Source organism: Psychrobacter sp. BI730 (genome assembly GCF_013414195.1).
Classification (GTDB): Bacteria; Pseudomonadota; Gammaproteobacteria; order Pseudomonadales; family Moraxellaceae; genus Psychrobacter.
In genome coordinates this window covers 90149-114222 of the sequence record NZ_JAATTV010000008.1, presented here as the reverse complement: position 1 = coordinate 114222, position 24074 = coordinate 90149, and the positions used below count along the sequence as shown (strand labels likewise).

The window sequence follows — 24074 nt, the reverse complement described above, 5'->3', positions numbered from 1 at the left end:
ATGATAATTTAACCCTGTCAGGCATTGCTGTCTGACTCCAGTAAAGTAAGCCAGTCTCTGATATGGTCGAGGCAGTTTAGCCCTACGCGATCGTCAGCCCGCCAGATAAATACCCTTAGGGAACTCACATATGATCCTGAAACTTAACGTCACCCTCCATTATCGACTCTCAGAGCCAATGGATCTTTTGCTTCAGATTGAAGCTGCCGATCTTGCGGATCAACGGGTACGGTCAGCCGAGATTTGGACATCAGACGTTGCGCATTTTTCACGGGTTACCGCCGATGATGGCATAGGAGAGCGGATTTGGATTCATGCCGAAGGGGATTTTAGCTGCACTTATCTCGCAGAAATCGCCGTTGACCGTCCTGCCTTAGACATATCGGCACTGTCCCAAACGCCCTTGCATCTTTTGCCCGGAGAGACGATCAGGCATTTAATGCCGTCTCACTATTGCCCGTCAGAACAGTTCCATGCCTTCGTGGACGCCGAGTTTGGCGATCTCACTGGCGGCGCACGGATTGCCGCAATGCGCGACTGGATCGAGTCGGCATTTAGCTATGTACCCGGATCGAGCCATGCACAAACCACCGCGCTCGACAGCTTTGCTCAACGTCAGGGCGTATGCCGCGACTTTGCGCATGTTCTCGTAACACTAGCGCGCGCGTCGTCGATACCAGCTAGGTTTGTGAGCGTTTATGCGCCCGATGTGACACCACAAGACTTTCATGCCGTGGCCGAGGTCTATCTTGAAGGGAGCTGGCACCTCATTGATCCGACTGGCATGGCAGGTGCCGACACAATGGCCCGCATCGGTGTTGGGTCCGATGCGTCCAACGTCGCGTTCTTAACCTCGTTCGGATCCATGGAGCTCATCAACCAATCGGTATCCGTAACCAGACAAGCTTAGGGTCCTGATCCTAGGCTTTCGAGCCTGTGTTTAAGACAGATGCTGCCTGTCATACACGATAAAAACTTTACTAAATCGTCTTAAGCGGCTGCCTTTTTAGGTAGGCATTACTGATAATAAAATTATTAAGTACTATGTGAAAAATATCTATAAGTACTGACTTATACAGCAGGTACATCGATAAGTGACTTATCCGCCATCTCATTAGCCATATTTAGTGCTTGATATAAACTGGTCGCACTCGCACCGCCGCTTCCTGCCAATTCTAACGCCGTACCATGATCGACAGAAGTGCGAATATAAGGCAAGCCTAAGGTTAGATTGACCGTATCGCCAAAACCGTGCGATTTTAATACTGGCAATCCTTGGTCGTGATACATGGCAATGACCGCATCACAGTTTGCTAAATGTCTAGTGGTAAATAACGTATCCGCTGGCATCGCTTCTGATATATTGATACCTGCATCGATAAACTCTCTCAGAACTGGATTGATAATCTCAATCTCCTCACTTCCCAAGTGCCCGCCCTCGCCTGCATGTGGATTGAGACCGCAAACCAAGATACGAGGCTGCATGAGACCAAACTTCTCTCTCATATCATCGATGACAATTTGTACCGTTTGGCGTACGTTCTCCGCAGTAATCGCAGCAGTGATGTCCTTTAATGGTAAATGCGTAGTGACAAGCGCGACTTTCATCGCTTGATTGGCCAGCATCATGACGACTTTTTTACGATCGCTTTGCTGCATAAAAAATTCAGTATGACCACTAAACATGGTGCCATCTAATAGCTTGATACCAGCATCTATCAACGCTGATTTTTGCAATGGCCCAGTGACGATGGCAGCGACTGTATTATTTATTGCCAGTTTATGAGCAATATCTAATTGCTGAGCCACCATCGCTGAGTTAGCGATATTGATTTGCCCGCAGACAACTGGTGCGGCACAAGGAATACTCAGTAGGATGAAAGCACTATCAGCGTCTATATCTTGCTGCGATATCTGATCTACCAAGTTAACATCGACGTTATCGGCATTTATATCTGTATTGATAGTATGCCAACTAGGTATGCTTTTGAGAACGCTAGCTGCAACCAATTCCTCCGCGCGAGTTTGCATCGCTTTAGCATCAGCAGTCACCCAAATTGGCCGAGCAAAGTCTTGCAACTTACCCTCTGCTGCTAGTCCTAGTACGACGTCCATGCCAATACCCGCAGGCTCACCTGTAGTGATTAATAGCGGGCGCTTTTCTTCTGTCATAACAATAGCCTTTTTTATTTAAATTACTGATTTTATTATATTTATAATTAATATTTTAAGTTTTTACAATTAGATGCTTTATGGTATTTCTTAGTTCATGAAAAACAATCACTTTAGATTTAGTTCTTTATCAAGTCTAAAAAACCACATTATGTGTTAAACTTTCGCATCTGATTGTAGCATTTACAGACAAACCTGAGACCGCGTTTTGGTACTTCTATCATAGAGGCGCGCTACGTTTGTATTGCTCTATCATCGACATCTTTTTTCATACCCATTTTAACTCATTAGGCACTCATGGCAGAAAACGACAAAACCGACGACCTACTCAATCAGACACCGCCGCACAATATCGATATTGAAAAGGCATTGCTCGCGTCTTTGATGAGTATCGAAGAGGCGTACGACAAGATTGCCGATATTGTCACCAAAGATGACTTTTATGCTGGGCGACATCAATATATTTTTGATGCTATCGCCCATTTGGCGGCAGTGAATGAGCCTTATGATACGGTCATGGTACACGACTGGTTAGAAGCGCAAAAGCTACTCAAAGGTGCAGGTGGTGACAGTTATTTGGCTGATATTTTGAGCCAAAGTCCTGCGACTTTGTTTAACCTGACTGCCTACGCCCAGCGTGTGCGTGAACTATCAACCCTACGCCAGTTAATTACCACTGGTAATGACATGCTGACGCTTGCCTATAATCCAAAAGACCAAAGCGTTAGCGACATTCTAGACAATGTCGAAGGCAAAATATTTAGTATCAATGAGCAGCATAACAAACGTGCGGAACAGCGAGGACCTGTTGGTATTACCTCTGTCTTAACCAATGTTATCGATAAGATTCAAGAACTCAAATCAAACCCCGATGGCATGATTGGTTTGCAGACACCATTTGCCGAGCTGAATAACAAAACCCAAGGCCTACAAGCGGGTGACTTGATTATTGTTGCTGCGCGTCCTTCGATGGGTAAAACCACTTTTGCGATGAACTTGGCAGAAGGGATTTTGTTTAATGAAGATTTGCCCGTCGTGGTGTTTTCGATGGAGATGCCCGCTGAATCAATCGTCATGCGTTTGCTGTCCTCATGGGGCGCGATTAACCAGACGCACCTGCGTTCTGGGCAAATGAACGAAGATGAATGGGCAAAGATGATGAACGCCATTCAACACTTGCAATCAAAGCATCTATATATTGATGATAGTACTGCCCTACCGCCGTCTGAGATGCGTTCCCGCTGCCGCCGTATCGCCAAAAACCATGACGGTCGCTTGGGTGCAATCGTAGTCGATTATCTCCAGCTTATGAAAGTGCCAAGTCTAGATGGTAACCGCGTTGGCGAGATTTCCGAGATTTCTCGTAGTTTAAAGGCACTGGCACGTGAGCTTGAATGTCCCGTGATTGCATTGTCACAGCTTAACCGTAGTCTAGAAAACCGTCCAAATAAACGTCCTATCATGTCGGATCTACGTGAGTCTGGTGCGATTGAGCAGGATGCCGATTTGATTATGTTCATCTATCGTGATGAGGTTTATAATGAAAACTCGGACCATAAAGGCGTGGCTGAAATCATCATTGGTAAACAGCGTAACGGCCCTATTGGTACTATTCGTTTAGGTTTTGAAGGTCAATTTACCCGCTTTATTAATCTAACGCCAGAGTACTATCAAGGCGTGAGTTTTGAGAATGATGAGTAACCTATTTTATAAAATTTAAGTCTGACCAAGACTAAGCTTTATATAAACTCAGGTTTAGTCATCGGTTAATAAATCATTTTATACAATCAGTTTTAATACAATAGCCAGTACCGCATCAACCCAATCGATGCAGTACTGGCTTTATAACTTCATAATTCTACTCATACAGAAGGCGATTATGCGCACAATTACTATAAAACCAAAAGCCCTTACTCATAACCTAAATCAAGTCAAACAACGAGCACCCCAATCTAAAGTGTTGGCTATGGTCAAATCCAATGCTTACGGGCATGGCGTAGCGGCAGTCTTGCCAGCCCTGCAGCAAGCAGATGGTATCGGTGTCGCGACTTTAACCGAAGCATTAGAAGCCAGACAGCTAGGTTGGGAGAAAACCATCGGTCTAGTAGAAGGTGCGTTTACCGCTGATGAGTGGCAGCAAGCGATTGATCATGAGATTAGCTGCGTGATTCACCACGGACCACAGCTAGAGTGGGCACTACAAAACATCCCGCCAGCTGGCAGTGCAACTAGAGTGGCTTGGCTCAAATACAATACGGGCATGAACCGTTTGGGTTTCAATGCTGAGGGTGTGCTGTCAGCAGCAAAACGTCTGCATGAAGCAGGTTATCAGCTGATTCTAGCCACGCATTTTGCCAATGCTGATGATCACGATCATCCATTAAATGCCATGCAGATTGAGCGTTTCTCAAGCGTGCTAGCTACTTTGAAAGACACCATTAGCCCAGATATCCAAGGCTCATTATGCAACTCTGCTGGTATCGTCAACTTCCCAGAACATCATTATGATTGGGTACGTCCAGGCATTATCTTATACGGTAGCTCGCCTGTCGTTGATAAAAGCGCACAAGAATTAGACTTGCAGCCCGCGATGGAATTTAGTGCTCAAATCATTGCTCTACAAACCGTTAGCGCAAATGATGCGATCGGCTATGGTAGCCGCTGGCGTGCGCAGCAAGACACCAGAACGGCATTGGTCAGTGTTGGATATGGCGATGGCTATCCACGTGTGGTCACGGATGATGCGTATGTCACTGTTATGAATGCTAACGACAGCCAAAGCTACCGCTGCCCAGTGATTGGACGCGTGGCTATGGATATGATTGTCATTGATATCAGTAGCGCACCTGAGAGTCTTGCTATAGATAGCAAGGTCATGCTCTGGGGCGATGCGCCGCGTGTCGATGAAATCGCAAGTCATGCTGGGACGATTAGCTATGAGCTATTATGTCGCCTGAGCATACGTCCAAACCGTACACAGGCATAATCATTAGCGGCACAGTCATTAGCGTACAAGGTATCGTGGATTGCTAATGTGATTTCGGTCTATTTGGCAAGCCATTTGATCTTGATAAAAATGAACGTTTACATTGAAAGTAAATACGCTATACTAAAAGTTTGTTGTCAACCCAGTATACGCACTGACGCGATGCTATTGAAGACTGATAACGTTTCACTGACTGCGATCGACTGCTAGGATTACTATGAGTTTGCGCCATTTTTTAACCTTATCTGATTTAACCAAACAAGAACTAGAAAACTTAATCAAACGTGCAAGCGAATTGCGTAAGATGCAGCACGCAGGCGAGATATACCAGCCTTTTGTTGGTCGTACGCTTGGTATGATATTTGAAAAATCTTCAACGCGTACCCGTATCTCGTTTGAGACCGGTATGGGTCAATTTGGTGGTAACGCCATATTTTTATCACCAAACGATACGCAGCTCGGTCGCGGCGAGCCACTAGAAGACTCAGCACGCGTGATTTCTAGTATGGTAGATATCATCATGATTCGTACCTTTGGGCACGAAAAAGTTGAAACCTTTGCTGAATACTCTAGTGTACCGATTATCAATGCATTGACCGATGACTATCATCCATGCCAGTTGCTCGCTGATATGCAGACCTATTACGAGCATCGCGGTAGTATCGAAAATAAGATTGTGACTTGGGTTGGTGATGGCAACAATATGTGCTCGTCATTTATGCAAGCTGCCAATCAGTTTGGTTTTGAACTACGCGTGGCAGCGCCTTATGGGTTCGAGCCTGATCCGAAACTTATGGAGCGCTTTTCACACTGCGTCAGTCTGGTAGAAAACGTACAAGATGCGGCAAAAGATTCTAATCTAATTGTCACCGATGTGTGGGCAAGTATGGGTCAAGAGTCAGAGCAAAACACACGTGCACGTCGTTTTGCGCCTTATCAAGTGACGCCGTCTCTATTAGACAAAGCTGACCCTGAAGTGGTGTTTATGCATTGCTTGCCAGCCCATCGTGGCGAGGAAATCTCTCATGACATGCTTAATGACCCGCGCTCTGTCGTATGGGACGAAGCTGAAAACCGCTTACATGCACAGAAAGCATTGATGGAGTTTTTACTTAAAGACAAAATCAAGTTACCTGCATAACTTAGGCTATTCTATAAAAAGACAGTGAGATCAATAGTAAGATAACTTGCTAATAAACTCCTAAATAAGTTCCCAAATAAAAAAGCCGTCCAGATCTGGACGGCTTTTTTATTTATACAAATGATTTGATCATAGATTAACGCGTGAGCGTTGTCACGCCATTAGCACCTGCTTTTAGCAAAACGTCTGCTTGGTTTGCTGCAAAGATACCATTACATACCACACCTACGATATTATTTAGCTCTTTTTCGAGCGCGATTGGATTACTCACATCCAAGTCATAGGTGTCTAAAATGACATTACCATAATCAGTGACAAAGTCTTCACGATATACGGGTTCACCGCCCAATTTGGCCAATTGGCGAGCCACATACGAGCGTGCTTGTGGCAATACTTCAATCGGTACTGGAAACGCGCGACCTAAGATATCAACGCTTTTGCTATCATCGACCATACAGACGAACTTATTTGAAGCTGCAGCCACAATCTTTTCGCGAGTCAATGCACCGCCGCCGCCTTTGATAAGTTGCAAGTGCTCATTGACTTCATCAGCACCATCGATATAAACATCCAATGTACCAGCAAAGTTTAAATCGACTATTTCGATACCAAGCGCACGAAGTTTGTCTTCTGTCACCTGTGAGCTAGCGACAGCGCCAGCAAGCTTCAATTGTGGCAACAACTCAATCAAACAGTTGACCGTACTACCTGTCCCTACCCCAAGTATCATATCGTCTTCGATATAGCTTAGAGCAGCTTTGGCCGCGGCTTGCTTTTGTGCTTGCTGATCACTCATCATAAATCCTTGGAAAATAAACGTATGGTCTTAAAAAAAGTAAAAGGCTAAAACAGATAAAATGCGCGGCTATTATAACCGATGATATTAACGGATGTTAGCGCATCATGACGCTAATTTGTGAGTCCTATCGTGCCTACACTAAGACTTAACTTCGGCAAATACCTGCACTTCATGTAAATTCAAGTACGAAATCCCAAGAAAACTGCAATTGAGTCTTGCAAGATACTAAAAATCGGCATAGGCTAATCTATTTCGTTTTTATATTCATTTATACTTTTTATATTCACTCTGTTTAGGGATTACTATGCTGTCACACTGGGTACGAGCCATCTTACAAGCCACCGTCTATGACGTTGCTATTCAAACACCACTTGAAACGGCGCCCAAGCTGACCCAACGTTTTGCCAATGACATTCGATTCAAGCGTGAAGACTTACAACCAGTCAAATCATTTAAATTGCGCGGTGCCTATAACCGTATCAGTCAGTTGAGCGACGAGCAAAAAGCACGCGGCGTGATTTGTGCTTCAGCAGGTAATCATGCGCAAGGCGTGGCTTACTCTGCACGCAAATTATCACTAAATAACATCATCGTTATGCCAACCACGACTCCTGACATCAAAGTGGATGCGGTAAGAGCACTTGGTGGCAATGTAGATCTGCACGGTGATAGTTTTGATCAAGCAAACCGCTATGCGATTGACCGCGCTGAACGCGAAGGACTGACCTTTATTCCGCCTTATGACGATGAACTGGTCATCGCAGGACAAGGTACCATCGGTCTTGAGCTGACCCAGCAGTGGCGTAATATGGACTATGTATTCGTTGCCGTTGGTGGTGGTGGTCTGATTTCAGGTGTGGCCGCATTTTTAGGTGAAGTGGCACCACATGTCAAAGTGATTGCGGTAGAAGCCGAGCAGTCAGCTTGTCTAAAAGCAGCACTTGAAACAGGTGAACGTGTCAAACTTGAGCAAGTAGGATTGTTCGTCGATGGGGTGGCAGTCGCGCAGATTGGTGAATTGCCTTTTGATGTCGTCCGTACGCAAAAAAGCGATAACTCAGGCCCTATCGTTGAGCCTGAAGTGATCACTTGTACCAATGATGAAGTGTGTGCGGCTGTCAAAGATATCTTTGAAGAGAATCGCAGTATCGTTGAGCCTGCTGGCGCGTTGTCAGTCGCTGGTATGAAAAAATATATCGAAGCCAATAATATTCAAGATAAAAACTGCGTCGGTATCATTTGCGGTGCCAATATGAATTTTGACCGCCTGCGTTATATCGCTGAGCGTACCGAAATCGGTGAGAAAAAAGAAGCCATCTTTGGGGTTACTATTCCTGAACAAACAGGCGCTTTTTTGAACTTCTGTCGCAGTCTACATGGCCGTAACATCACAGAGTTTAACTACCGTGCTGACAGCAAAAAGTCACCAGACTCAATGGAGCCTGCCTCAATCTTCGTAGGTATCGCTTTAAAAGAAGGCGAAAAAGAGCGTCAAACCATCAGTAACCAATTGTCAGACGATGGCTACACTGCTCACGACCTGACTGATGATGATATCGCCAAATCACATATTCGTCATTTGATTGGTGGTCATGCTCATGTCGAAAACGAACAATTGCTACAAGTAGTATTCCCAGAACGTCCAGGCGCATTGCTAACGTTCTTAGAAAAATTGGGTGATGACTTCAATATTACTTTATTCCATTACCGCAACCATGGTGCTGCTGAAGGTCGTGTGCTGGTTGGCCTGCAAGCCTCTGAAGGTAACTCTCGTCAGCTACAAGACGCGCTTTTAGATATTGGTTATGACTGTGCCACGGTCAATGACAACATTGGCTATCAGTTGTTTTTAAGATAACCTCTTAAGAGTATGTTCCTAAGATGAATAACAAAAGCGGCTTCTCTTATGATTAGCCGCTTTTTGCATCATATAACCCGATACTAGGGAATGTCCCTATTTTAAAAATGGTGATAAACGTTTGAACTGGGAACACGTCCTAAGCACTACAATCACAAAAATACATTTGCAAATAGTAAAGTTGCCCTAATATTATTTATATAAAACTATGATTTAATATAAAAACGAATGCAGAGTGACTCTTATGAAGAAAAATGCTAATGCTGATGATAATAACCAAGGTTTGGTGAAAATCCGTCTCGATAAATGGCTTTGGGCAGCTAGGTTTTATCGTACACGCACCCTAGCCAAACAAGCGATTGAAAGTGGACGCGTGCACTATGCTGGTAGCCGGGTAAAAACCAGTAAAGAGATTTCAGTCGGAGATGAGCTAACCATTCGTCAAGGCTCAGCGACCGCTATGACTGAAAAGACTGTCGTTGTTGAGGCGCTATCTGCACAGCGTGGCAATGCGACCGCCGCTGAGGTACTATATTCAGAGACAAAAGAGAGCGAGACGCGCCGTGCTTACTATGCCGAACAGCGCAAACTGGCCAACCTTGCTCGTCCTGACAACAAACCCAACAAAAAAGAGCGACGCGATCTACAGCGTTTTAAAAGTAATCAAGATTAAAACCGTTTCACTATCTCACCTTTTGGCCATGCATCATATGGCCAAATTTCCATTGTTAAATGACGCTATTGTTTAGTCTCTATCCTTGCCATTCCAAGCATTAAGCGTTACGCTAGCAGCTGATTCAATCGATTGCATGCTAATAAAAGCCGCATTAACAATGCTGGTCTCTTATAGCATGTTTTTTTTGTTATAGAAGGTCATATTATGCTGATGAAAGCCTGTACTCCCTCGTCTGTATTATTGGTATGTTTGGGAAATATCTGCCGCTCCCCTACTGCTGAAGAAGTTTTTCGTCAGCAAGCAGCGATTGCTGGACTATCTATAAAAGTAGACTCAGCAGGCACCAGTGATTGGCACGTTGGCAGTGCGCCTGATGCTCGCTCACAACGTCATGCTAAGTCACACGGCTATAAAATTAATAAGCTGGTCGCTCGTCAAGTTAGTACCAGTGATTTTCATGATTTTGATTTAATCTTAGCCATGGATTCACAGAATCTAGCTGATCTACAAGCTATTAAAGACAGCATTGCAGAGTCAGAAGATAATTTAGCAACACTAGCGCTGTTCAGTGAAGAAGACCCTACCTATTGCGGTAGCGATGTGCCAGATCCATATAAGGGCGATAACGATGATTTCGAAGAAGTGATCGAGCGTATCGAATCAAGCGCCCAAGCTTGGATAGAAAGCTGGAAAGCCTGCTAGCCATACCGTCTATATTTCTGCTACTCTTGCATCCGGTATCCTCTATAATAAGGTTAATCTTCTATAAAAGAGCTACAGCGTTAACCTCGCTTGAAGTATCACAGTTACGTCTGCACTCAGTTGCTTTGTATCTCTTTTAAATTGAAACAACTATAACTACCTTATCATTTATTATCCTTTTGCCACATAGGCTATGTTATGACCCAAGCTTCACGCCTTGACCACAGTACTCAGTCTACCATCAGCTCTGATGTTTCGAATGTTTCAGCGACTGCCGTAGTTAATGATTCAATCGATTTGTCACATGATAATACTATGGCATTGGCTTGTGTTGCTGACTCTGTAGTGACATTAGAGAATGAAGCGCAGCTTGATGATTTTATGGCAGCTTATATAGAGGATACAGCAGACAAGCTACCACTGTTTGTACTGTCTGGCGGTAGCAATGTTTTATTGCCTGCCGCGTTGAAGGCTATAGTATTGCAGCCAAAGATGCGTGGTATTCATCTGACCAATCAAACCGACAATTATGTTGATATCGAGGTAATGGCTGGTGAGAACTGGCATGATTTGGTCGTACATACGGTCAATCAAGGTTGGTATGGATTGGAAAACCTTGCACTAATACCGGGCCTGACGGGCGCAGCACCCATACAAAATATCGGTGCATACGGCGTACAATTAGAAGACCGCTTACAGTATGTACGCGCCTATCATTTGCCGACACAAACTTGGCACCATTTATCAGCTGCCGATTGTCAATTTGGCTATCGTGACAGTATCTTTAAACGCACACCAAACACATGGCTTATTAGTCGTGTGGGTTTCAGATTACATACTGATCCTGCCAATATTCTAGCCAGTTATGGCGATGTACAGACTGTGGCGCAGCGCTATGCGGAGCAACAAGGGCGCGAGCAAGCGATGCCTCATGATGTTATGCAAGCCATTATAGATATTAGACAACAAAAACTGCCAGACCCAAAACAGCTACCTAATTGTGGCAGTTTTTTTCAAAACCCTATTATCGCTCAGGAGCAGTTCACAGCGCTGCAAACAACTTATCCAGCTATCGTTGGTTATGCGATGCCTGATGCAACGATAAAAGTTGCTGCAGGTTGGCTCATTGAACAAGCAGGGTTAAAAGGCGGCGGCATTGCACCTATTTTTACACACAAGCAGCAAGCACTAGTACTGACCAACCATACGCCTCAGCAAGCCACGCAAGAAGATGTAGCCATAGCGCAGAAACATATCGCTGCTACTGTCTATGAAAAATTTGCCATTCAATTGTCACGTGAGCCAGTCTGGGTAAATGCTGATGGCTCAATTGGATATGCTGAGCATGTGGCCTAAAAAATCATGGTCTAAGCGGCTATTATCTAAACGATTATGGCGATATTACTTGCGGTTTTCTGAACGCATGGTGACGCTTTTTCGCATTATCAATATTACTTTTATACTAGGCTCCACGTCTGTCATTTTAGTGATTATTAGCCTATTTACTCCGCCGTTTTCGCAAGCAATCGTTTATATCTTTTCTCTATTGCCACTACCTGATATGCCTTCTGCTGCCATGAGCTCACCGCCTACTGCCTATGTAGTCTTAGGCGGCGGTCTGACCAACGACCACAACAACCAAATTATCTTGAATCGTTATAGCCTCAATCGCGCCCGTACCGCTGCAGGCGCTTACCATGACTTACCTCTACCGATCGTACTGAGTGGTGCTGAAGCTCCATGGCTCGGTCAATGGTTGATGGAACACGGTATCGACGGACTGATCAGTGAAAATGCCAGCATGAATACATGTGAAAACGCCCGTTTTACAGCCAAACGCATTCCGCTACGCCATGTATATTTGATTACTGACAGCTATCATATGGCACGTGCACGCAGACAGTTTGCCTTAAACGGTATCAATAGCACACCACTTCCTGCGCCACTGCCAGTAAGACGCGACTGGATGAAGCCTGCGTACAATTTAAGTCACTCAAGGCGCGCTGTCTATGAGGTCGCAGCCTACCTGCGCGATGTGATACGTCCACAGATGGACTGCCGCCATGCCAAAGATGTGACTTCACAGCAGCTATTGACCCCAAGAGGCAGTGTTGCAAAAAACTCTGACGAATAAACGTTAAAGATATATACGATACCATTGAGAAACTCATCCTAAATGCTACCGAACATCCACTACATTTGTGATGGGTGTATAATAATAAGAGACACTGCTATTTAAGAGATTTGCCATGCTCAGTATATTTTTATTAATTCCATTAAGTCTCATGCTGTTTGTGGTTGCTATTTGGGCGGTGCGTTATGCGGTCAAGTCAAATCAATTCGAAGATCTGGACAATGCATCACAGCGTATTATATTGGATGACCGTCAAGAACGCCGCCAAACCATGCAGGCTCATGAACGCTCAGCACCTACTCAGCAACAAGATGAAACAGCGGCAACTGTTGGAAATAACAAACATTCTGAGATAGATAAAGATTCAAACATCTAATTTATCTACCTTATAAATGCGTAATTTATTGGTGCCGTTTTATTAACCAGTTCAGCACTAGCAAGTTCGCCCTTTACTATTCTTAGGAGACGCATTCATGACCATCGCTTTACTTGTGGCGGCATTACTAATGGGATTCTTTGGTTCACCGCATTGTTTAGGCATGTGTGGCGGTCTTGTGACCGCATTTGGTCTGTCTATGAAAGATGTCAGCCCCGCCAAACGTCGTGCTTTGGTGGCCACGTATCATTTTGGGCGTTTAACGAGTTACGCATTATTGGGTTTAATTGCAGGGCTAATCGGTATTACCGTATTAAAGCCATTGATGATGGGTAATAGTACACCGCGTATTTTATTAGGATTGGTACTGGTATTCGTCGGTGTGACGATGCTTGGTGCGCCGTTTTTGACTAAGCTTGAACGTTTTGGTATGCGCTTTTGGCAGTATCTTAGCCCATTGCGTCAAAAGGTATTTCCACTCAATACTTTTCCGCGCGCATTAACAGCAGGGTTGCTTTGGGGCTTTTTGCCTTGTGGTTTGGTATATGGCGCTCTACTAATTGCGGTCGTTGCTCATAGTCCATTAAGCGGTGCTGCGTTGATGTTTGTCTTTGGTCTAGGAACCATACCGATGTTGGTTGCGACGCACGAAACGGTCGGTTGGCTACGTGATAAGATCGGACGTTTTCGCTTAAGGCAGTTAAATGGTGCGGTTATGGTCATATCAGGTTTGGCAGTAGCGGTCGTGCCGATGGTCATGGCAAATATGCATGGCGGCCATGGTGAGATGAATCATGGTAGCCACACTGCTATGATGTCTGATATGGACTCTCACGACATGAGCCAAATGAATCATGATACGGATATGGCAGCAGACATGGATCACAACATGCAGGATATGGACGACCATATGGATCATAGTATGAATGACATGAGTGATGAATCAGTGGACATGAATCACCATGAGCATACTGAGATGATGGAACACGCTCAATAAAGTTATCGGTAACAGATACTATTAACACTTAGCATATAAAAAAGCCCTCAATACCATTTTCGATATTGAGGGCTTTTGCTTGTTAAGTAGTGCTCAGTTTATAGCAATTATTCCTGCCACTGCTCAAGCGTAAACTTGGTTTCCAAGTGCTTCTCTAATGCCGGTATATTGAAGGCATCATCTTCACTCACAAAGCTGATACTAATACCTGTCTGTCCCGCACGGCCCGTACGACCAATGCGATGTACATAATCATCTGGCTGATCAGGCAAAGTAAAATTAACCACATGGCTGATATCATCGACATGGATACCACGCCCTGCTACATCTGTCGCCACCAAGATAGACGCGTGACCATCTTTAAAGCGCTGTAAGTATTTCTCACGTTTTTGCTGAATGACATCGCCCGAGAGCATCACAATATTATGCGCTTGACGCAGTTTGTGATACAGACGCTTTACTTGGTCTTTACGATTGGCAAAGACGATGACCTTCTCTACTGCTTCATCACTGATAATACGCTGCAAGGCGTCTAGCTTTTGATCTTCTGTCAGCAAATAAAAATGCTGATCTACTAACTCGCTGGTCTTGTGTTCAGGCTCAATTTCAACAAACTGAGGCTCATGTAACCAACGATAGGCCAAATTCATCACATCTTGGTTAAAGGTTGCAGAAAACAACAAGCTTTGGCGATCGGTATTGGCAGGCATTCGACCAACTAGGCGTTTGATATCAGGAATGAACCCCATATCTAACATGCGATCGGCTTCATCAAGTACCAGTACCTCTACTCTATCTAGATACACCATGCCTTTATTAGCAAGGTCAATTAGACGGCCAGGCGTCGCTACCAAGATATCAACGTATTGACGTTCAAGCTCGTGCTGCTGAGTTTCATAGTTAGTACCGCCCATAATACAGACGCTATGTAGCGAGGTATATTTGGTTAATGCAATACAGTCATCAAATATTTGCTGAGCCAATTCGCGAGTTGGCGCCATGACCACAGCACGCGGCTCACCAAGATAGCGCTCTTCGTCATTGGTAAATGGACGCTTAAGTAAGGCTTCCATAATAGTCAGTAGAAAAGTCGCTGTTTTCCCTGTGCCCGTTTGTGCCTGTCCAATAGCATCTTGATGTGCCAATGTATGCGGTAGTATCTTTGCTTGAATCGGCGTCAATTCAGTAAAGCCTAGATCACTTACTGCACGCAGGGTCGCTGTTGAAAGTGGCAAATCAGTAAACGTTGTAAAATTGCTCAAAAAAATATCCTTTTAAATGAATTACTTGTATTTTATTAATTATAAATAGGCTCACAATGAACCTTTATAGTGTCAAGTGTAGTGTTTAAACCGTGAGCAGTAAGAGCAGATTTATCAAGTCTGCAAACTACCATCAGACATATAGGCATAAAAAAAGCCAAGCCCGAATCCAATCCTACCAAATATGCTGCGGTTCACTCAACATAGGTAAGATAAGATGGGCTTGACTCAGTAGTATATCAGTAGTTTGTACAGACATTATAACTAAACCGCTTTAATGTCTGAGTAAACTACTCTTCTATCTTTCTGACTTCTTCAGCTTGCAGACCTTTGTCACCTTCTACTACGCTGAACTCAACTTTTTCGCCATCCTTTAGAGAACGATAGCCATCACCCTGAATCGCGCGGAAATGGACAAAAATATCTTCTCCGCTGTCACGTTGAATGAAACCAAAGCCTTTTGAGTCATTAAACCACTTAACGATACCTTGCTCACGAGCTGACATAATATTACTTCCTAAAAAAGTCCGCTTAGCCCTAGCTTCCTTTGCGACATTGCATATAAACAGGGTCTAAGATTATGAAATCAAAAATTAAGAGTATTACTACTCTACTTACCATCGTCTATGTAGTACTTCAATTACCTACATAGTGCTTCCATAACGAATTCGCCAAAAGCGCTTATCGTCATGAAATTTGATGATAGCAACAAACTTGCAATATTTATTGCATAAAAAATATCATAGCACGGGTTTTTAGCAACATAAAGACTTTTAATATGCTTTTTGATATCTAAATAATTTTTTTAGACAAATTTTTATAACCTAGCTGGCAAGCTGTTATGATAAAGAGCAAAATGCGTTGAAGCCAATTTAGCTTGGCAGCTCGCGCCTTAAATTATTCATATATTATTATAAATTATTAATATCGCTCAATAGTTACCGAGACCATTATGACCTCCTCTACTCCATCAAAAACAGCCGAACAATCGACTAACGAAAATTCAAATCAAATACTGACTCATAAATTACTACTGGTAAATGGCGTAAATCTGAATTTACTAGGTAAACGGGAACCGCATATTTATGGTCATACGACACTTGCTGATATAGAAAAGCAACTAGTTGAGCGCGCCGCACGCCACGGTGTAGAGTTAATATGCATACAGTCCAACCATGAAGGTAAGCTAGTAGACGACATTCAGCATCATGGATTATTGGCGGACAAATCTGCCCAAGTCGATGCTATCATTATCAACCCGGCTGCATTTACGCATACTTCAGTGGCTCTACGCGATGCGCTATTGGCCACCCAAAAGCCGTTTATAGAAGTACATTTATCCAATGTTCATGCCCGTGATCCTTTCCGTCATCATTCATATCTAAGTGATGTTGCGGTCGGTGTCATTTGCGGCTTGGGACAATTGGGCTATCAAATGGCGCTTGATTACTGGTTGAGCAATATGTATGCAGTTGACACAAACAAATGATATGACTGTGCTTACTTTTTTGTAAATGATTACTTGCGTCTTCACACATTAGTCAAACAGTAATCTTGCAATTAAAATAATAGAATTACGACTGAGCAAACAACCCATTATACGGTGACATGAATGGCAAAATCGTCCGGAAAACGCTTTATGAAACTCGCTGGCATGACAGCGAGTATTGCTGGCAAAGCCGCCAAAAACTCATTTAAGCATCTCTCAAGTGACGAAGAAAAACGTCTGCAAGCTCGCTCAGATCTGATGCAAGACGTGGGCGTTCAAATTGCCGAAACGTTGGGTGAGATGAAAGGCGCAGTGATGAAAGTCGGACAGATTGCTTCACAATATAAGGATGTGTTCCCGCCTGAGGTTGCGTCAGCACTTGAAAAGCTACAGAAAGATGCGCCGCCAATGCCGTATGCGCAGATACGAGCCCAAGTTGAACGCGAGCTAAAAGCACCGATCTTAGAATTGTTTAGAGAGTTTGAAGAGACACCTTTTGCCGCAGCATCCATTGGACAAGTGCATAAAGCGACGTTGCCATCGGGTCAAAAAGTGGTGGTCAAAGTCCAGTATCCTGATGTTGATGAAAACTGCGATAGCGATCTCAAACAAGTACGTATGGCATTAAAAATCGCTGGCGTGCTCAATATGAGTAAGCAACTACAAGAGCAGCTTTTTAATGAGATTCGCCAGAGCCTGCATGATGAATTGGACTATGTCAAAGAGGCTCATAACTTACGCGTATTCGGCGCTTTTCATGCAGAAGATGAAGGCCTTATTGTTCCAAAAGTGATTAGCAGCCATTCTTCTAGACGGATTTTAACGCTGACCGAAGAGATGGGAGAGACATTGACTGTCGCTGCGACATGGGACAATGACGTCAAACAAAAAATAGCAGAGCGCCTATTTCACTTTACCGCAGGTCAGCTGTTTGGGTTGTACCGTATGCACTGCGATCCTCATCCAGGTAACTTTGCGTTCCGTCATGATGGCAGTGTCGTGGCTTATGATTTTGGTGGCATCCGCAGCTATAGCGATAGCGAAGTGCAGCTATTCAAACGCTTTGTTAAACATGCGCTAAGAGGTGACGTCACTGCACTTGAACAAGATTTGATTGCCCTAGATATTCGCCGCGAAGATGATAAGAACATCCCTGGTGAGTTTTATGAAAAGTGGCTATCGATTGGGCTTAAACCTTTATCCATTAGCCCCTATCAAGAAGGCGAATTTGATTTTGGCAGTAGCCAAGTCCATCACGAGGCCATTGCACAGATGCGTACGTCTTTAAAGTACTTCGGTCAGTTTCAACCCTCAGCTACCACTATGATGCTAGACCGTACTGTATCAGGACAGTACTGGAATCTGGTCAACCTAGGCGTCGAGATCGACCTTTCACCACTGGTTGACGAATACATCGATGCGTAGATGCGTAGTAGGTAGGTATATTGACTGCCACGATTAAATCTATTTTTAGATATGTAGCGCGTGTCCACAACGATCGCAAAAGTCTGCCCCTACTGCATGGCCGAACTTACCACAGTTTGGACAAGTCACTGGGTTAAGCTGTGGACGCATATTACGTGCTAACTCTGACGTAAAAATACCTGTTGGTACAGCAATAATCGAATAACCCGTGATCATGACCATGGTTGCAATTGCTTGGCCGAGCGGTGTTTTAGGTGACATATCACCATAGCCAACCGTCGTCATCGTGACAACTGCCCAGTAGATAGACAATGGAATACTGGTAAATCCATTTTCCGGCCCTTCTACCACATAAATAATTGAACCAAAGATGGTTACTAACAATACAAGCGATAGGAAGAAAACCGTAATTTTCTGCTGACTGGTTTTTAATGCCGACGCCAAGAACCCAGCCTGTTGCATATAGGCCTTGAGCTTAAGAACGCGGAATACACGTAAAATACGCAATACCCGTATCACCAGTAGATACTGTACACCCACAAACATTAGGCTCAAATAACTTGGCAATACAGACAGTAAGTCTACTATCCCAAAGAAACTAAAAGCATAGCGTAAGCGGTTGGGTGCTGAAAACAGCCTTAACGCATACTCAATGGTAAACAAAATGGTAAAAAACCACTCTGCATAAAAGAACAACGTGCCATACTGCAAACGCATATATAGCACACTATCAAGCATGACGACGGCCACACTGGCTAAAATTGCAATCAGCAACACAATATCAAAGAGCTTACCCAGACGAGTATCGGTGCCTTCAATAATGATATGCGTACGGTTACGCAAGTGTGTAAGAGCTTCGGCGGTTGGTTGCTTCATAGAATCAGTACTTTATAAAATCAATGGCTTGATAGCACGCAATGACTTAAAATGTGATGGATACGGGCAAGTTGGTCAAAATAGCTAAAACTGGTTTATAATATCGCTCACCTATCACAGTGAATACAATCTATAAGTTGCCACAGTGTAGCAAAAAAGCACTCTCAACAACATACAAATCGTTAACGTGCCAGTAGCGCTACTACCTCAAATAGACAAAGTAATGATAGTATAAAATTAGGCAATCAGATATCGAAGGTTGTTGTTGATCACTTTTTTTACCCATAAAAATAGTACGTAGAACTTAAGGATGTTATATGGCAGGCCATTCAAAATGGGCAAATATTAAACACCGCAAAGCCCGTCAGGATGCAGTAAGGGGTAAGATATTTACCAAGATTATTCGCGAAATCGTTTCAGCTGCCAAACAAGGCGATCCCGATCCTGACAAAAACCCACGCTTACGTGCCGTTATCGAAAAAGCCCTATCAGTCAATATGACGCGCGACACGATTAATCGTGCTGTCGATCGTGGTACAGGTGGCGGCGATAATGAGAATATGGAAGAAGTCAGTTACGAGGGTTATGGTGTTGGTGGTGTGGCTGTACTGGTCGAAACCATGACGGATAACCTTAATCGTACGGTCAGCGAAGTACGTCATGCTTTTACCAAGAATGATGGTAATCTTGGCACATCAGGCTCAGTGGCGTACCTATTCACTAAACGTGGCGAAATCACTTTTAACGATGTCAGCTTAGAAGATGAGGTCATGCTCGTTGCACTAGATGCGGGCGCCATTGATATCGAAAATGATGGTGAAAGCTTACTCGTTATCACTGAATGGGAAAGTTTCGGTCAAGTCCAAGATGCTCTTAATGCGGCTGGTCTTGTTTCTGACAGCGCCGAGGTTACTATGTCACCATCTACCACGGCTGAGATCGACAATGTCGATGATGCTGAAAAGATCATGAAGATGATTGATATGCTAGAAGATGCTGATGATGTGCAAGAGGTTTATACTAACGTGAGCTTCTCTGCTGACGTCATGGCTCAGCTTGAAGCATAAGCGTATTAATTGTTCAGTAAAAAGGGCCAGATACTAAAAGTATTTGGCCCTTTTTTATTAAAATAGCTCCAGACTCAGTTTTACGTCCAACTTCCTTCTAATGATAGTAAATACTCTTTTTTATCTAGCCCGCCTGTATAACCACCGAGCTTACCGTCGCTGGCAATCACTCGATGACAAGGAACAATAATGCTAAAAGGGTTTTTGCCATTGGCCTGCGCAACCGCACGGAATCCCTTTGGACTGTTGACACGCTGCGCGAGTGTGGCATAGCTGATGGTTTCGCCATACTCAATACCTTGTAGTGCCTGCCATACTCTTTTCTGGAACTCAGTACCCATAGAGAAGTCTAAAGGCAAATCCAATGTCTTACGTTTACCATCAGCATAGTCTTTAAGTTGAAAAATCGTTTCTATTAATAACGCTTGAGCAGGTTCATTCATGCTTAGGCTATTTTTATCTATAAAGGTAAAGTCTTCATCTGTCAGTCCATAGTACTTTTTAAGTTTGGGTACAGATTTTGAGCTATGCCATGAGTTATCTGCCAGCAGCCAGTTGGCTTCAACGAGCATAGGCTGACCATGTTCATTGACACGAGCAATCAGTGTTAATCGATGTAATCCAAAGGCTGCTGTGGTAACTATCATAGCGTCTACTTCCCTATTCTTTTAAAAATGATTTACCAGATAAAACTGGCTCTCTTATTCTTTATCGTCGGTCTCGAATAAAGCGGCGACAAATTGCTTCGGACTAAAAGAACGCAAGTCATCAATAGTCTCACCCACACCAATATAGCGGATAGGCACATCTGTCGTTTCGGCAATATTAAACACCACACCACCTTTAGCAGTACCGTCTAGCTTAGTAATGGTGATGCCTGTCAGTGGCACAACTTTATTAAACAGTTCGACTTGGTTGATAGCATTTTGACCCGTGCCAGCATCCAGCACAATCATACCTTCATGCGGAGCACTTGGATCCGCCTTACGCATGACACGTACGACCTTCTCCAATTCTGCCATCAAATGTGTTTTGTTTTGCAGACGTCCAGCAGTATCGGCGATGAGCACATCGATATTTTTTGCTTTGGCTGACTGCATCGCATCAAAAATGACAGAAGCGCTGTCAGAACCATGACCTTGCGCTACCACTGGAATATGATTACGCTCGCCCCAAATCTGTAGCTGCTCAGTAGCTGCCGCACGGAACGTATCACCCGCTGCCAGCATAACTGATTTACCTTCACCCTGTAGACGCTTGGCAAGCTTACCAATCGTTGTGGTTTTCCCTACGCCATTGACACCTACTACTAATATAACGAATGGCTTTTTGCTAGTATCAATCACCAATGGCTCAACTTTTGGTGTGAGGATATCAACCAATTCACTTTGCAATGCTTTATATAAAGAATGTGCATAGATCAAGTCACCACGATCTGTTTGCTCGGTGAGGCTCTTGATGATACGGTTCGTCGCGTTGACGCCAATATCGGCTACCAATAGCTGATCTTCGACTTCTTCTAATAGCTCGTCATCAATCTCTTTACCACCGATTAAGATACTGACCATGCCTTCGGCTAAGTTTTTGCGTGACTTACTGAGGCCCGTTTTCATACGGTTGAACCAGCTGCCTTTCTTCTTATTTTCTTTTGTCTCTTGTGACTCTGTAGCAGGCTCTTTGGTAGTAGCTGCCTGTGTGTCGCTTTCAGCCACTGGGTTTACACTTGGTGTATCGCCCAATTGCTCTTGCAATGGCATAGCAGGAATGGTTGACGCAGTATTAGTTTGACTTGTAGCAGCGCCTGTCTCTGTAGCGCTTGAAAAGCTTTCAGAATTACCTTTAGGGACATTATGCTCTTCTGTCATGACAATTGGCGTCGCCAAAGCAATATTTTCTGCAGCATCATTGCTAGAGACGTCCTGGTTTACCGTACTGTCCTTCTGTGGAGCAATACTCTCTGTTTCATCAATAATGGGCACAGATTGCACTGGTAGACTGGGTAAGGTAATATCATCGTCATCTAAGTCGTCAAGACCAGCATCAAGGTTAATGACTACGCGGTTGCTATTGTTTGGGTTGTTCATAAATTTGCCCTAAAAGTTATCACGATCAACTATTTGTTTATTGTTAATGGATTTACATATTGTCATCTGGCTACAAGCGACATAATATCTAATTTTGACCTATTTTAGCATAATTCAAGTCATGCTCAGCCCTTACCCTATTAGACTATCGTCAAAATTTATCTGTTTAAAAAATCACTCGATGATTTGAGAAAGTTTTGCTTAAGGTTTGGACACAAAATTCTGACCTGTTACTTGTCAGACTTCGCCTACTCTACCAAGACTTATTCGATAAATACTTATTAGGAATCCGTTATGTCATTACTCTCTAAGCACTACAAAAAAATCAGCAGCATCAGTGTAGCTGTTTTATTAACGACGACTATATTGGTGACAGGTTGCACGACGACGCAAGAGTTTAGACCGACTGCTAGCGTTATGGTTGGTGCTCAGACTTCTTTGTAATGTCTTCTATCACTATGATTAGCATTTAATTCTTCTATTATTATTCTATATAAGTAGACCATACCATGCCATTGTCTTTACCTATAGCAGCTGCGCCATTACGCATGGCTTGTGCCTTAGCAGTAGCAGCGTCACTTACTGCGTGTCAAACCAACACGATGCCTACTAATTCTGCAACCGCGACAAGCTCAATCACAACAGATAGCTTGGCTCAAAACATATCAGATGAGAATAAAACGAGCAAAGACACACAGCCGTCTGAGTTGACAATGGACATGTCAGGTCGACATGAATATCAGTTAGAAAACGGTCTAAAAGTCGTTATAAAAGAAGACCACCGTGCCCCAGTCGCTATGACACAAATCTGGTACCGAGTGGGCTCGGCAGATGAGCCTCTTGATAAAGGTGGTATCTCTCACTTGCTTGAGCACATGATGTTTAAGGGCACGACCAATGTCTCTAGTGATGATTATGAGCGGCTAATTGCTAAGTTTGGCGGCGTCAACAATGCCTTTACCAGCTATGACTATACCGGATACTACGAGCTGTTCCCTGCCAATCGTATGCCATTAGCGTTAGAGCTTGAAGCAGATCGCATGAAAAACCTTATATTCGATGACAAAGAATTTGCCAAAGAGCATCAAGTGGTCATGGAAGAGCGTCGCCAACGTACTGATGACAATCCCCTTGCCAAAGCGTATGAGTCATTTCGTCTGCTGGCCTTACCTGACAGCCCAAAAGGCGAATCTGTCATTGGACCTATGAGCGAGCTAGAATCGATCAAACTTTCAGATTTAAAAGACTGGTATAAGACGTGGTATGCACCAAATAATGCAACGTTAGTCATTGTCGGCGACGTACAACCACAAGAAGTACTCACTCAAGTAAAACGTTACTTCGGTGATTTAGAAAAAAGCAACCTACCCAAGCGTACTTCTGTGACTCAAAAAGGCTTTCGTGGTTATCAAAAGGTAGACTCCGAGCAAGCCGTACAAGTGCCCGTTCTACTGATGGGTTACAACGTGCCAAGCCTTGCCACGGCAGGCTCAAACAATGAAAAACAAGCTTATGCCCTGTCACTTGCGCAAGATGTGCTCGATGGCGGCTTATCTGCACGCTTAGAGAGTCGACTAATACGTGAGCAAGGTCTGCTTACTACAGTTGGTACTTCTTACGACTTGTTAGATCGCGGTGATGGGCTGTTTTTAATACAAGCAACACCTCGTGAAGGCGTCAGCTTAGAGCAAGCACAACAAGCTATAACTTCGGAAATAGAAAAGCTAAAAACCGATCCTATTGCCGATGACGAGATCAGTCGCGCCAAGACCAATACGGTTACTGGTTTGATTTATGCGCAAGACAGCATGGAAGGACAGGCACGTATGATTGGCTCGTTACAATCTATCGGTCTAGATGACAGACTGCTTGCTAAACTGCCAACTAAGCTCGACGGTATCAGTGTGGCTGACATTCAGGCTGCCAGCAAAAAATATTTGGTCAAAGACAACTTGACGGTGATGCATGTCGTGCCACCTAAAGACAGTAAAACCCCAGCGAAATAGTCGCTGCCTATTATCAAACGTCTC

23 protein-coding genes are annotated in these 24074 nt (G+C 43.9%); 16 read left to right on the top strand and 7 right to left on the bottom strand.

The features are described 5' to 3' along the window. Positions 1-130: 130 nt before the first annotated feature. Positions 131-910, top strand: coding sequence for a transglutaminase family protein (locus HCZ91_RS07945; RefSeq protein ID WP_179798963.1), 780 nt, complete (start codon positions 131-133; stop codon positions 908-910). 161 nt (positions 911-1071) lie between these two features. Here HCZ91_RS07945 and pdxA read toward each other — a convergent pair whose 3' ends face one another. Further along, positions 1072-2172 (bottom strand): 4-hydroxythreonine-4-phosphate dehydrogenase PdxA, encoded by a 1101-nt coding sequence (pdxA, locus tag HCZ91_RS07940; RefSeq protein WP_179798962.1) that lies wholly within the window; start codon positions 2170-2172, stop codon positions 1072-1074. 297 nt (positions 2173-2469) lie between these two features. On the opposite strand from pdxA, the gene dnaB reads away from it, so the two are divergent. From dnaB to argF, 3 genes are all read left to right on the top strand, one after another. Then, entirely contained in the window at positions 2470-3873 is a 1404-nt protein-coding gene (gene dnaB / locus HCZ91_RS07935; protein ID WP_057760393.1) for a replicative DNA helicase, read from the top strand. A gap of 178 nt (positions 3874-4051) precedes the next feature. Further along, on the top strand, positions 4052-5158 hold the full coding sequence (alr, locus tag HCZ91_RS07930) for an alanine racemase (protein WP_179798961.1): 1107 nt from the start codon (positions 4052-4054) through the stop codon (positions 5156-5158). Positions 5159-5375: 217 nt separating this feature from the next. Beyond that, positions 5376-6299 carry an ornithine carbamoyltransferase gene (gene argF / locus HCZ91_RS07925; RefSeq protein WP_057760398.1) on the top strand — a complete coding sequence of 308 codons (924 nt, stop codon included), beginning with the start codon at positions 5376-5378 and terminating at the stop codon, positions 6297-6299. A gap of 136 nt (positions 6300-6435) precedes the next feature. Here the strand turns inward: argF and rpiA are convergent, their stop codons facing one another. Continuing rightward, positions 6436-7095 (bottom strand): ribose-5-phosphate isomerase RpiA, encoded by a 660-nt coding sequence (rpiA, locus tag HCZ91_RS07920; RefSeq protein WP_057760400.1) that lies wholly within the window; start codon positions 7093-7095, stop codon positions 6436-6438. A gap of 307 nt (positions 7096-7402) precedes the next feature. On the opposite strand from rpiA, the gene ilvA reads away from it, so the two are divergent. The 7 genes from ilvA (at position 7403) to HCZ91_RS07885 (ending at position 13841) form a co-directional block, all read left to right on the top strand. Further along, the gene (gene ilvA, locus HCZ91_RS07915; protein WP_101205019.1) at positions 7403-8956 is read left to right on the top strand and encodes a threonine ammonia-lyase, biosynthetic; all 1554 of its coding nucleotides are present in this window, start codon (positions 7403-7405) and stop codon (positions 8954-8956) included. Positions 8957-9200: 244 nt separating this feature from the next. Beyond that, positions 9201-9629 (top strand): S4 domain-containing protein, encoded by a 429-nt coding sequence (locus HCZ91_RS07910; RefSeq protein ID WP_057760405.1) that lies wholly within the window; start codon positions 9201-9203, stop codon positions 9627-9629. Between the two features lie 207 nt (positions 9630-9836). Beyond that, positions 9837-10334: a low molecular weight protein-tyrosine-phosphatase gene (locus HCZ91_RS07905; protein ID WP_101205020.1), complete on the top strand. Its 498-nt coding sequence runs from the start codon at positions 9837-9839 to the stop codon at positions 10332-10334. A 315-nt stretch (positions 10335-10649) separates the two neighbouring features. Further along, on the top strand, positions 10650-11690 hold the full coding sequence (gene murB / locus HCZ91_RS07900) for a UDP-N-acetylmuramate dehydrogenase (RefSeq protein WP_257020010.1): 1041 nt from the start codon (positions 10650-10652) through the stop codon (positions 11688-11690). Between the two features lie 49 nt (positions 11691-11739). After that, entirely contained in the window at positions 11740-12468 is a 729-nt protein-coding gene (locus HCZ91_RS07895) for a YdcF family protein (RefSeq protein ID WP_257020005.1), read from the top strand. A 115-nt stretch (positions 12469-12583) separates the two neighbouring features. After that, complete coding sequence (ccoS, locus tag HCZ91_RS07890) at positions 12584-12844, top strand: cbb3-type cytochrome oxidase assembly protein CcoS (protein WP_102091786.1); 261 nt, start codon at positions 12584-12586, stop codon at positions 12842-12844. Positions 12845-12941: 97 nt separating this feature from the next. Next, positions 12942-13841, top strand: a complete 900-nt coding sequence (locus HCZ91_RS07885; protein ID WP_179798959.1) for a sulfite exporter TauE/SafE family protein — start codon at positions 12942-12944, stop codon at positions 13839-13841. A 107-nt stretch (positions 13842-13948) separates the two neighbouring features. Here the strand turns inward: HCZ91_RS07885 and HCZ91_RS07880 are convergent, their stop codons facing one another. Further along, positions 13949-15103 carry a DEAD/DEAH box helicase gene (locus HCZ91_RS07880; protein WP_102091784.1) on the bottom strand — a complete coding sequence of 385 codons (1155 nt, stop codon included), beginning with the start codon at positions 15101-15103 and terminating at the stop codon, positions 13949-13951. Positions 15104-15393: 290 nt separating this feature from the next. Continuing rightward, entirely contained in the window at positions 15394-15609 is a 216-nt protein-coding gene (locus HCZ91_RS07875) for a cold-shock protein (protein WP_057760416.1), read from the bottom strand. A gap of 446 nt (positions 15610-16055) precedes the next feature. Between HCZ91_RS07875 and aroQ the strand changes: the two genes are divergently transcribed. After that, a complete protein-coding gene (gene aroQ, locus HCZ91_RS07870; RefSeq protein ID WP_179798958.1) occupies positions 16056-16592 on the top strand; it encodes a type II 3-dehydroquinate dehydratase in 537 nt (178 codons plus the stop codon). A gap of 123 nt (positions 16593-16715) precedes the next feature. Beyond that, positions 16716-18017, top strand: a complete 1302-nt coding sequence (locus HCZ91_RS07865; protein WP_179798957.1) for an AarF/ABC1/UbiB kinase family protein — start codon at positions 16716-16718, stop codon at positions 18015-18017. Positions 18018-18062: 45 nt separating this feature from the next. On the opposite strand, the gene HCZ91_RS07860 is transcribed toward HCZ91_RS07865, so the two are convergent. Continuing rightward, positions 18063-18893 (bottom strand): ion transporter, encoded by an 831-nt coding sequence (locus tag HCZ91_RS07860; RefSeq protein WP_057760421.1) that lies wholly within the window; start codon positions 18891-18893, stop codon positions 18063-18065. A 317-nt stretch (positions 18894-19210) separates the two neighbouring features. On the opposite strand from HCZ91_RS07860, the gene HCZ91_RS07855 reads away from it, so the two are divergent. Then, positions 19211-19960 (top strand): YebC/PmpR family DNA-binding transcriptional regulator, encoded by a 750-nt coding sequence (locus HCZ91_RS07855; RefSeq protein ID WP_179798956.1) that lies wholly within the window; start codon positions 19211-19213, stop codon positions 19958-19960. 80 nt (positions 19961-20040) lie between these two features. On the opposite strand, the gene HCZ91_RS07850 is transcribed toward HCZ91_RS07855, so the two are convergent. Both HCZ91_RS07850 and ftsY read right to left on the bottom strand, forming a co-directional pair. Beyond that, positions 20041-20607, bottom strand: a complete 567-nt coding sequence (locus tag HCZ91_RS07850; RefSeq protein WP_179798955.1) for a methylated-DNA--[protein]-cysteine S-methyltransferase — start codon at positions 20605-20607, stop codon at positions 20041-20043. A gap of 54 nt (positions 20608-20661) precedes the next feature. Then, a complete protein-coding gene (gene ftsY / locus HCZ91_RS07845) occupies positions 20662-21717 on the bottom strand; it encodes a signal recognition particle-docking protein FtsY (protein ID WP_218870101.1) in 1056 nt (351 codons plus the stop codon). A 621-nt stretch (positions 21718-22338) separates the two neighbouring features. Here ftsY and HCZ91_RS07840 point away from each other — a divergent pair. Both HCZ91_RS07840 and HCZ91_RS07835 read left to right on the top strand, forming a co-directional pair. After that, positions 22339-22488, top strand: coding sequence for a hypothetical protein (locus HCZ91_RS07840; RefSeq protein ID WP_165598598.1), 150 nt, complete (start codon positions 22339-22341; stop codon positions 22486-22488). Positions 22489-22553: 65 nt separating this feature from the next. Continuing rightward, positions 22554-24050, top strand: a complete 1497-nt coding sequence (locus HCZ91_RS07835) for a pitrilysin family protein (RefSeq protein ID WP_179798953.1) — start codon at positions 22554-22556, stop codon at positions 24048-24050. The last annotated feature ends 24 nt before the right edge of the window (positions 24051-24074 follow it).

Bases quoted from the DNA above. Each gene is read 5' to 3' on its own strand.
- HCZ91_RS07945 (WP_179798963.1), top strand. From the start codon at position 131: ATGATCCTGAAACTTAACGTCACCCTCCATTATCGACTCTCAGAGCCA.
- pdxA (WP_179798962.1), bottom strand. From the start codon at position 2,172: ATGACAGAAGAAAAGCGCCCGCTATTAATCACTACAGGTGAGCCTGCG.
- dnaB (WP_057760393.1), top strand. From the start codon at position 2,470: ATGGCAGAAAACGACAAAACCGACGACCTACTCAATCAGACACCGCCG.
- alr (WP_179798961.1), top strand. From the start codon at position 4,052: ATGCGCACAATTACTATAAAACCAAAAGCCCTTACTCATAACCTAAAT.
- argF (WP_057760398.1), top strand. From the start codon at position 5,376: ATGAGTTTGCGCCATTTTTTAACCTTATCTGATTTAACCAAACAAGAA.
- rpiA (WP_057760400.1), bottom strand. From the start codon at position 7,095: ATGAGTGATCAGCAAGCACAAAAGCAAGCCGCGGCCAAAGCTGCTCTA.
- ilvA (WP_101205019.1), top strand. From the start codon at position 7,403: ATGCTGTCACACTGGGTACGAGCCATCTTACAAGCCACCGTCTATGAC.
- HCZ91_RS07910 (WP_057760405.1), top strand. From the start codon at position 9,201: ATGAAGAAAAATGCTAATGCTGATGATAATAACCAAGGTTTGGTGAAA.
- HCZ91_RS07905 (WP_101205020.1), top strand. From the start codon at position 9,837: ATGCTGATGAAAGCCTGTACTCCCTCGTCTGTATTATTGGTATGTTTG.
- murB (WP_257020010.1), top strand. From the start codon at position 10,650: ATGGCATTGGCTTGTGTTGCTGACTCTGTAGTGACATTAGAGAATGAA.
- ccoS (WP_102091786.1), top strand. From the start codon at position 12,584: ATGCTCAGTATATTTTTATTAATTCCATTAAGTCTCATGCTGTTTGTG.
- HCZ91_RS07885 (WP_179798959.1), top strand. From the start codon at position 12,942: ATGACCATCGCTTTACTTGTGGCGGCATTACTAATGGGATTCTTTGGT.
- HCZ91_RS07875 (WP_057760416.1), bottom strand. From the start codon at position 15,609: ATGTCAGCTCGTGAGCAAGGTATCGTTAAGTGGTTTAATGACTCAAAA.
- aroQ (WP_179798958.1), top strand. From the start codon at position 16,056: ATGACCTCCTCTACTCCATCAAAAACAGCCGAACAATCGACTAACGAA.
- HCZ91_RS07865 (WP_179798957.1), top strand. From the start codon at position 16,716: ATGGCAAAATCGTCCGGAAAACGCTTTATGAAACTCGCTGGCATGACA.
- HCZ91_RS07860 (WP_057760421.1), bottom strand. From the start codon at position 18,893: ATGAAGCAACCAACCGCCGAAGCTCTTACACACTTGCGTAACCGTACG.
- HCZ91_RS07855 (WP_179798956.1), top strand. From the start codon at position 19,211: ATGGCAGGCCATTCAAAATGGGCAAATATTAAACACCGCAAAGCCCGT.
- HCZ91_RS07850 (WP_179798955.1), bottom strand. From the start codon at position 20,607: ATGATAGTTACCACAGCAGCCTTTGGATTACATCGATTAACACTGATT.
- ftsY (WP_218870101.1), bottom strand. From the start codon at position 21,717: ATGCCATTGCAAGAGCAATTGGGCGATACACCAAGTGTAAACCCAGTG.
- HCZ91_RS07840 (WP_165598598.1), top strand. From the start codon at position 22,339: ATGTCATTACTCTCTAAGCACTACAAAAAAATCAGCAGCATCAGTGTA.
- HCZ91_RS07835 (WP_179798953.1), top strand. From the start codon at position 22,554: ATGCCATTGTCTTTACCTATAGCAGCTGCGCCATTACGCATGGCTTGT.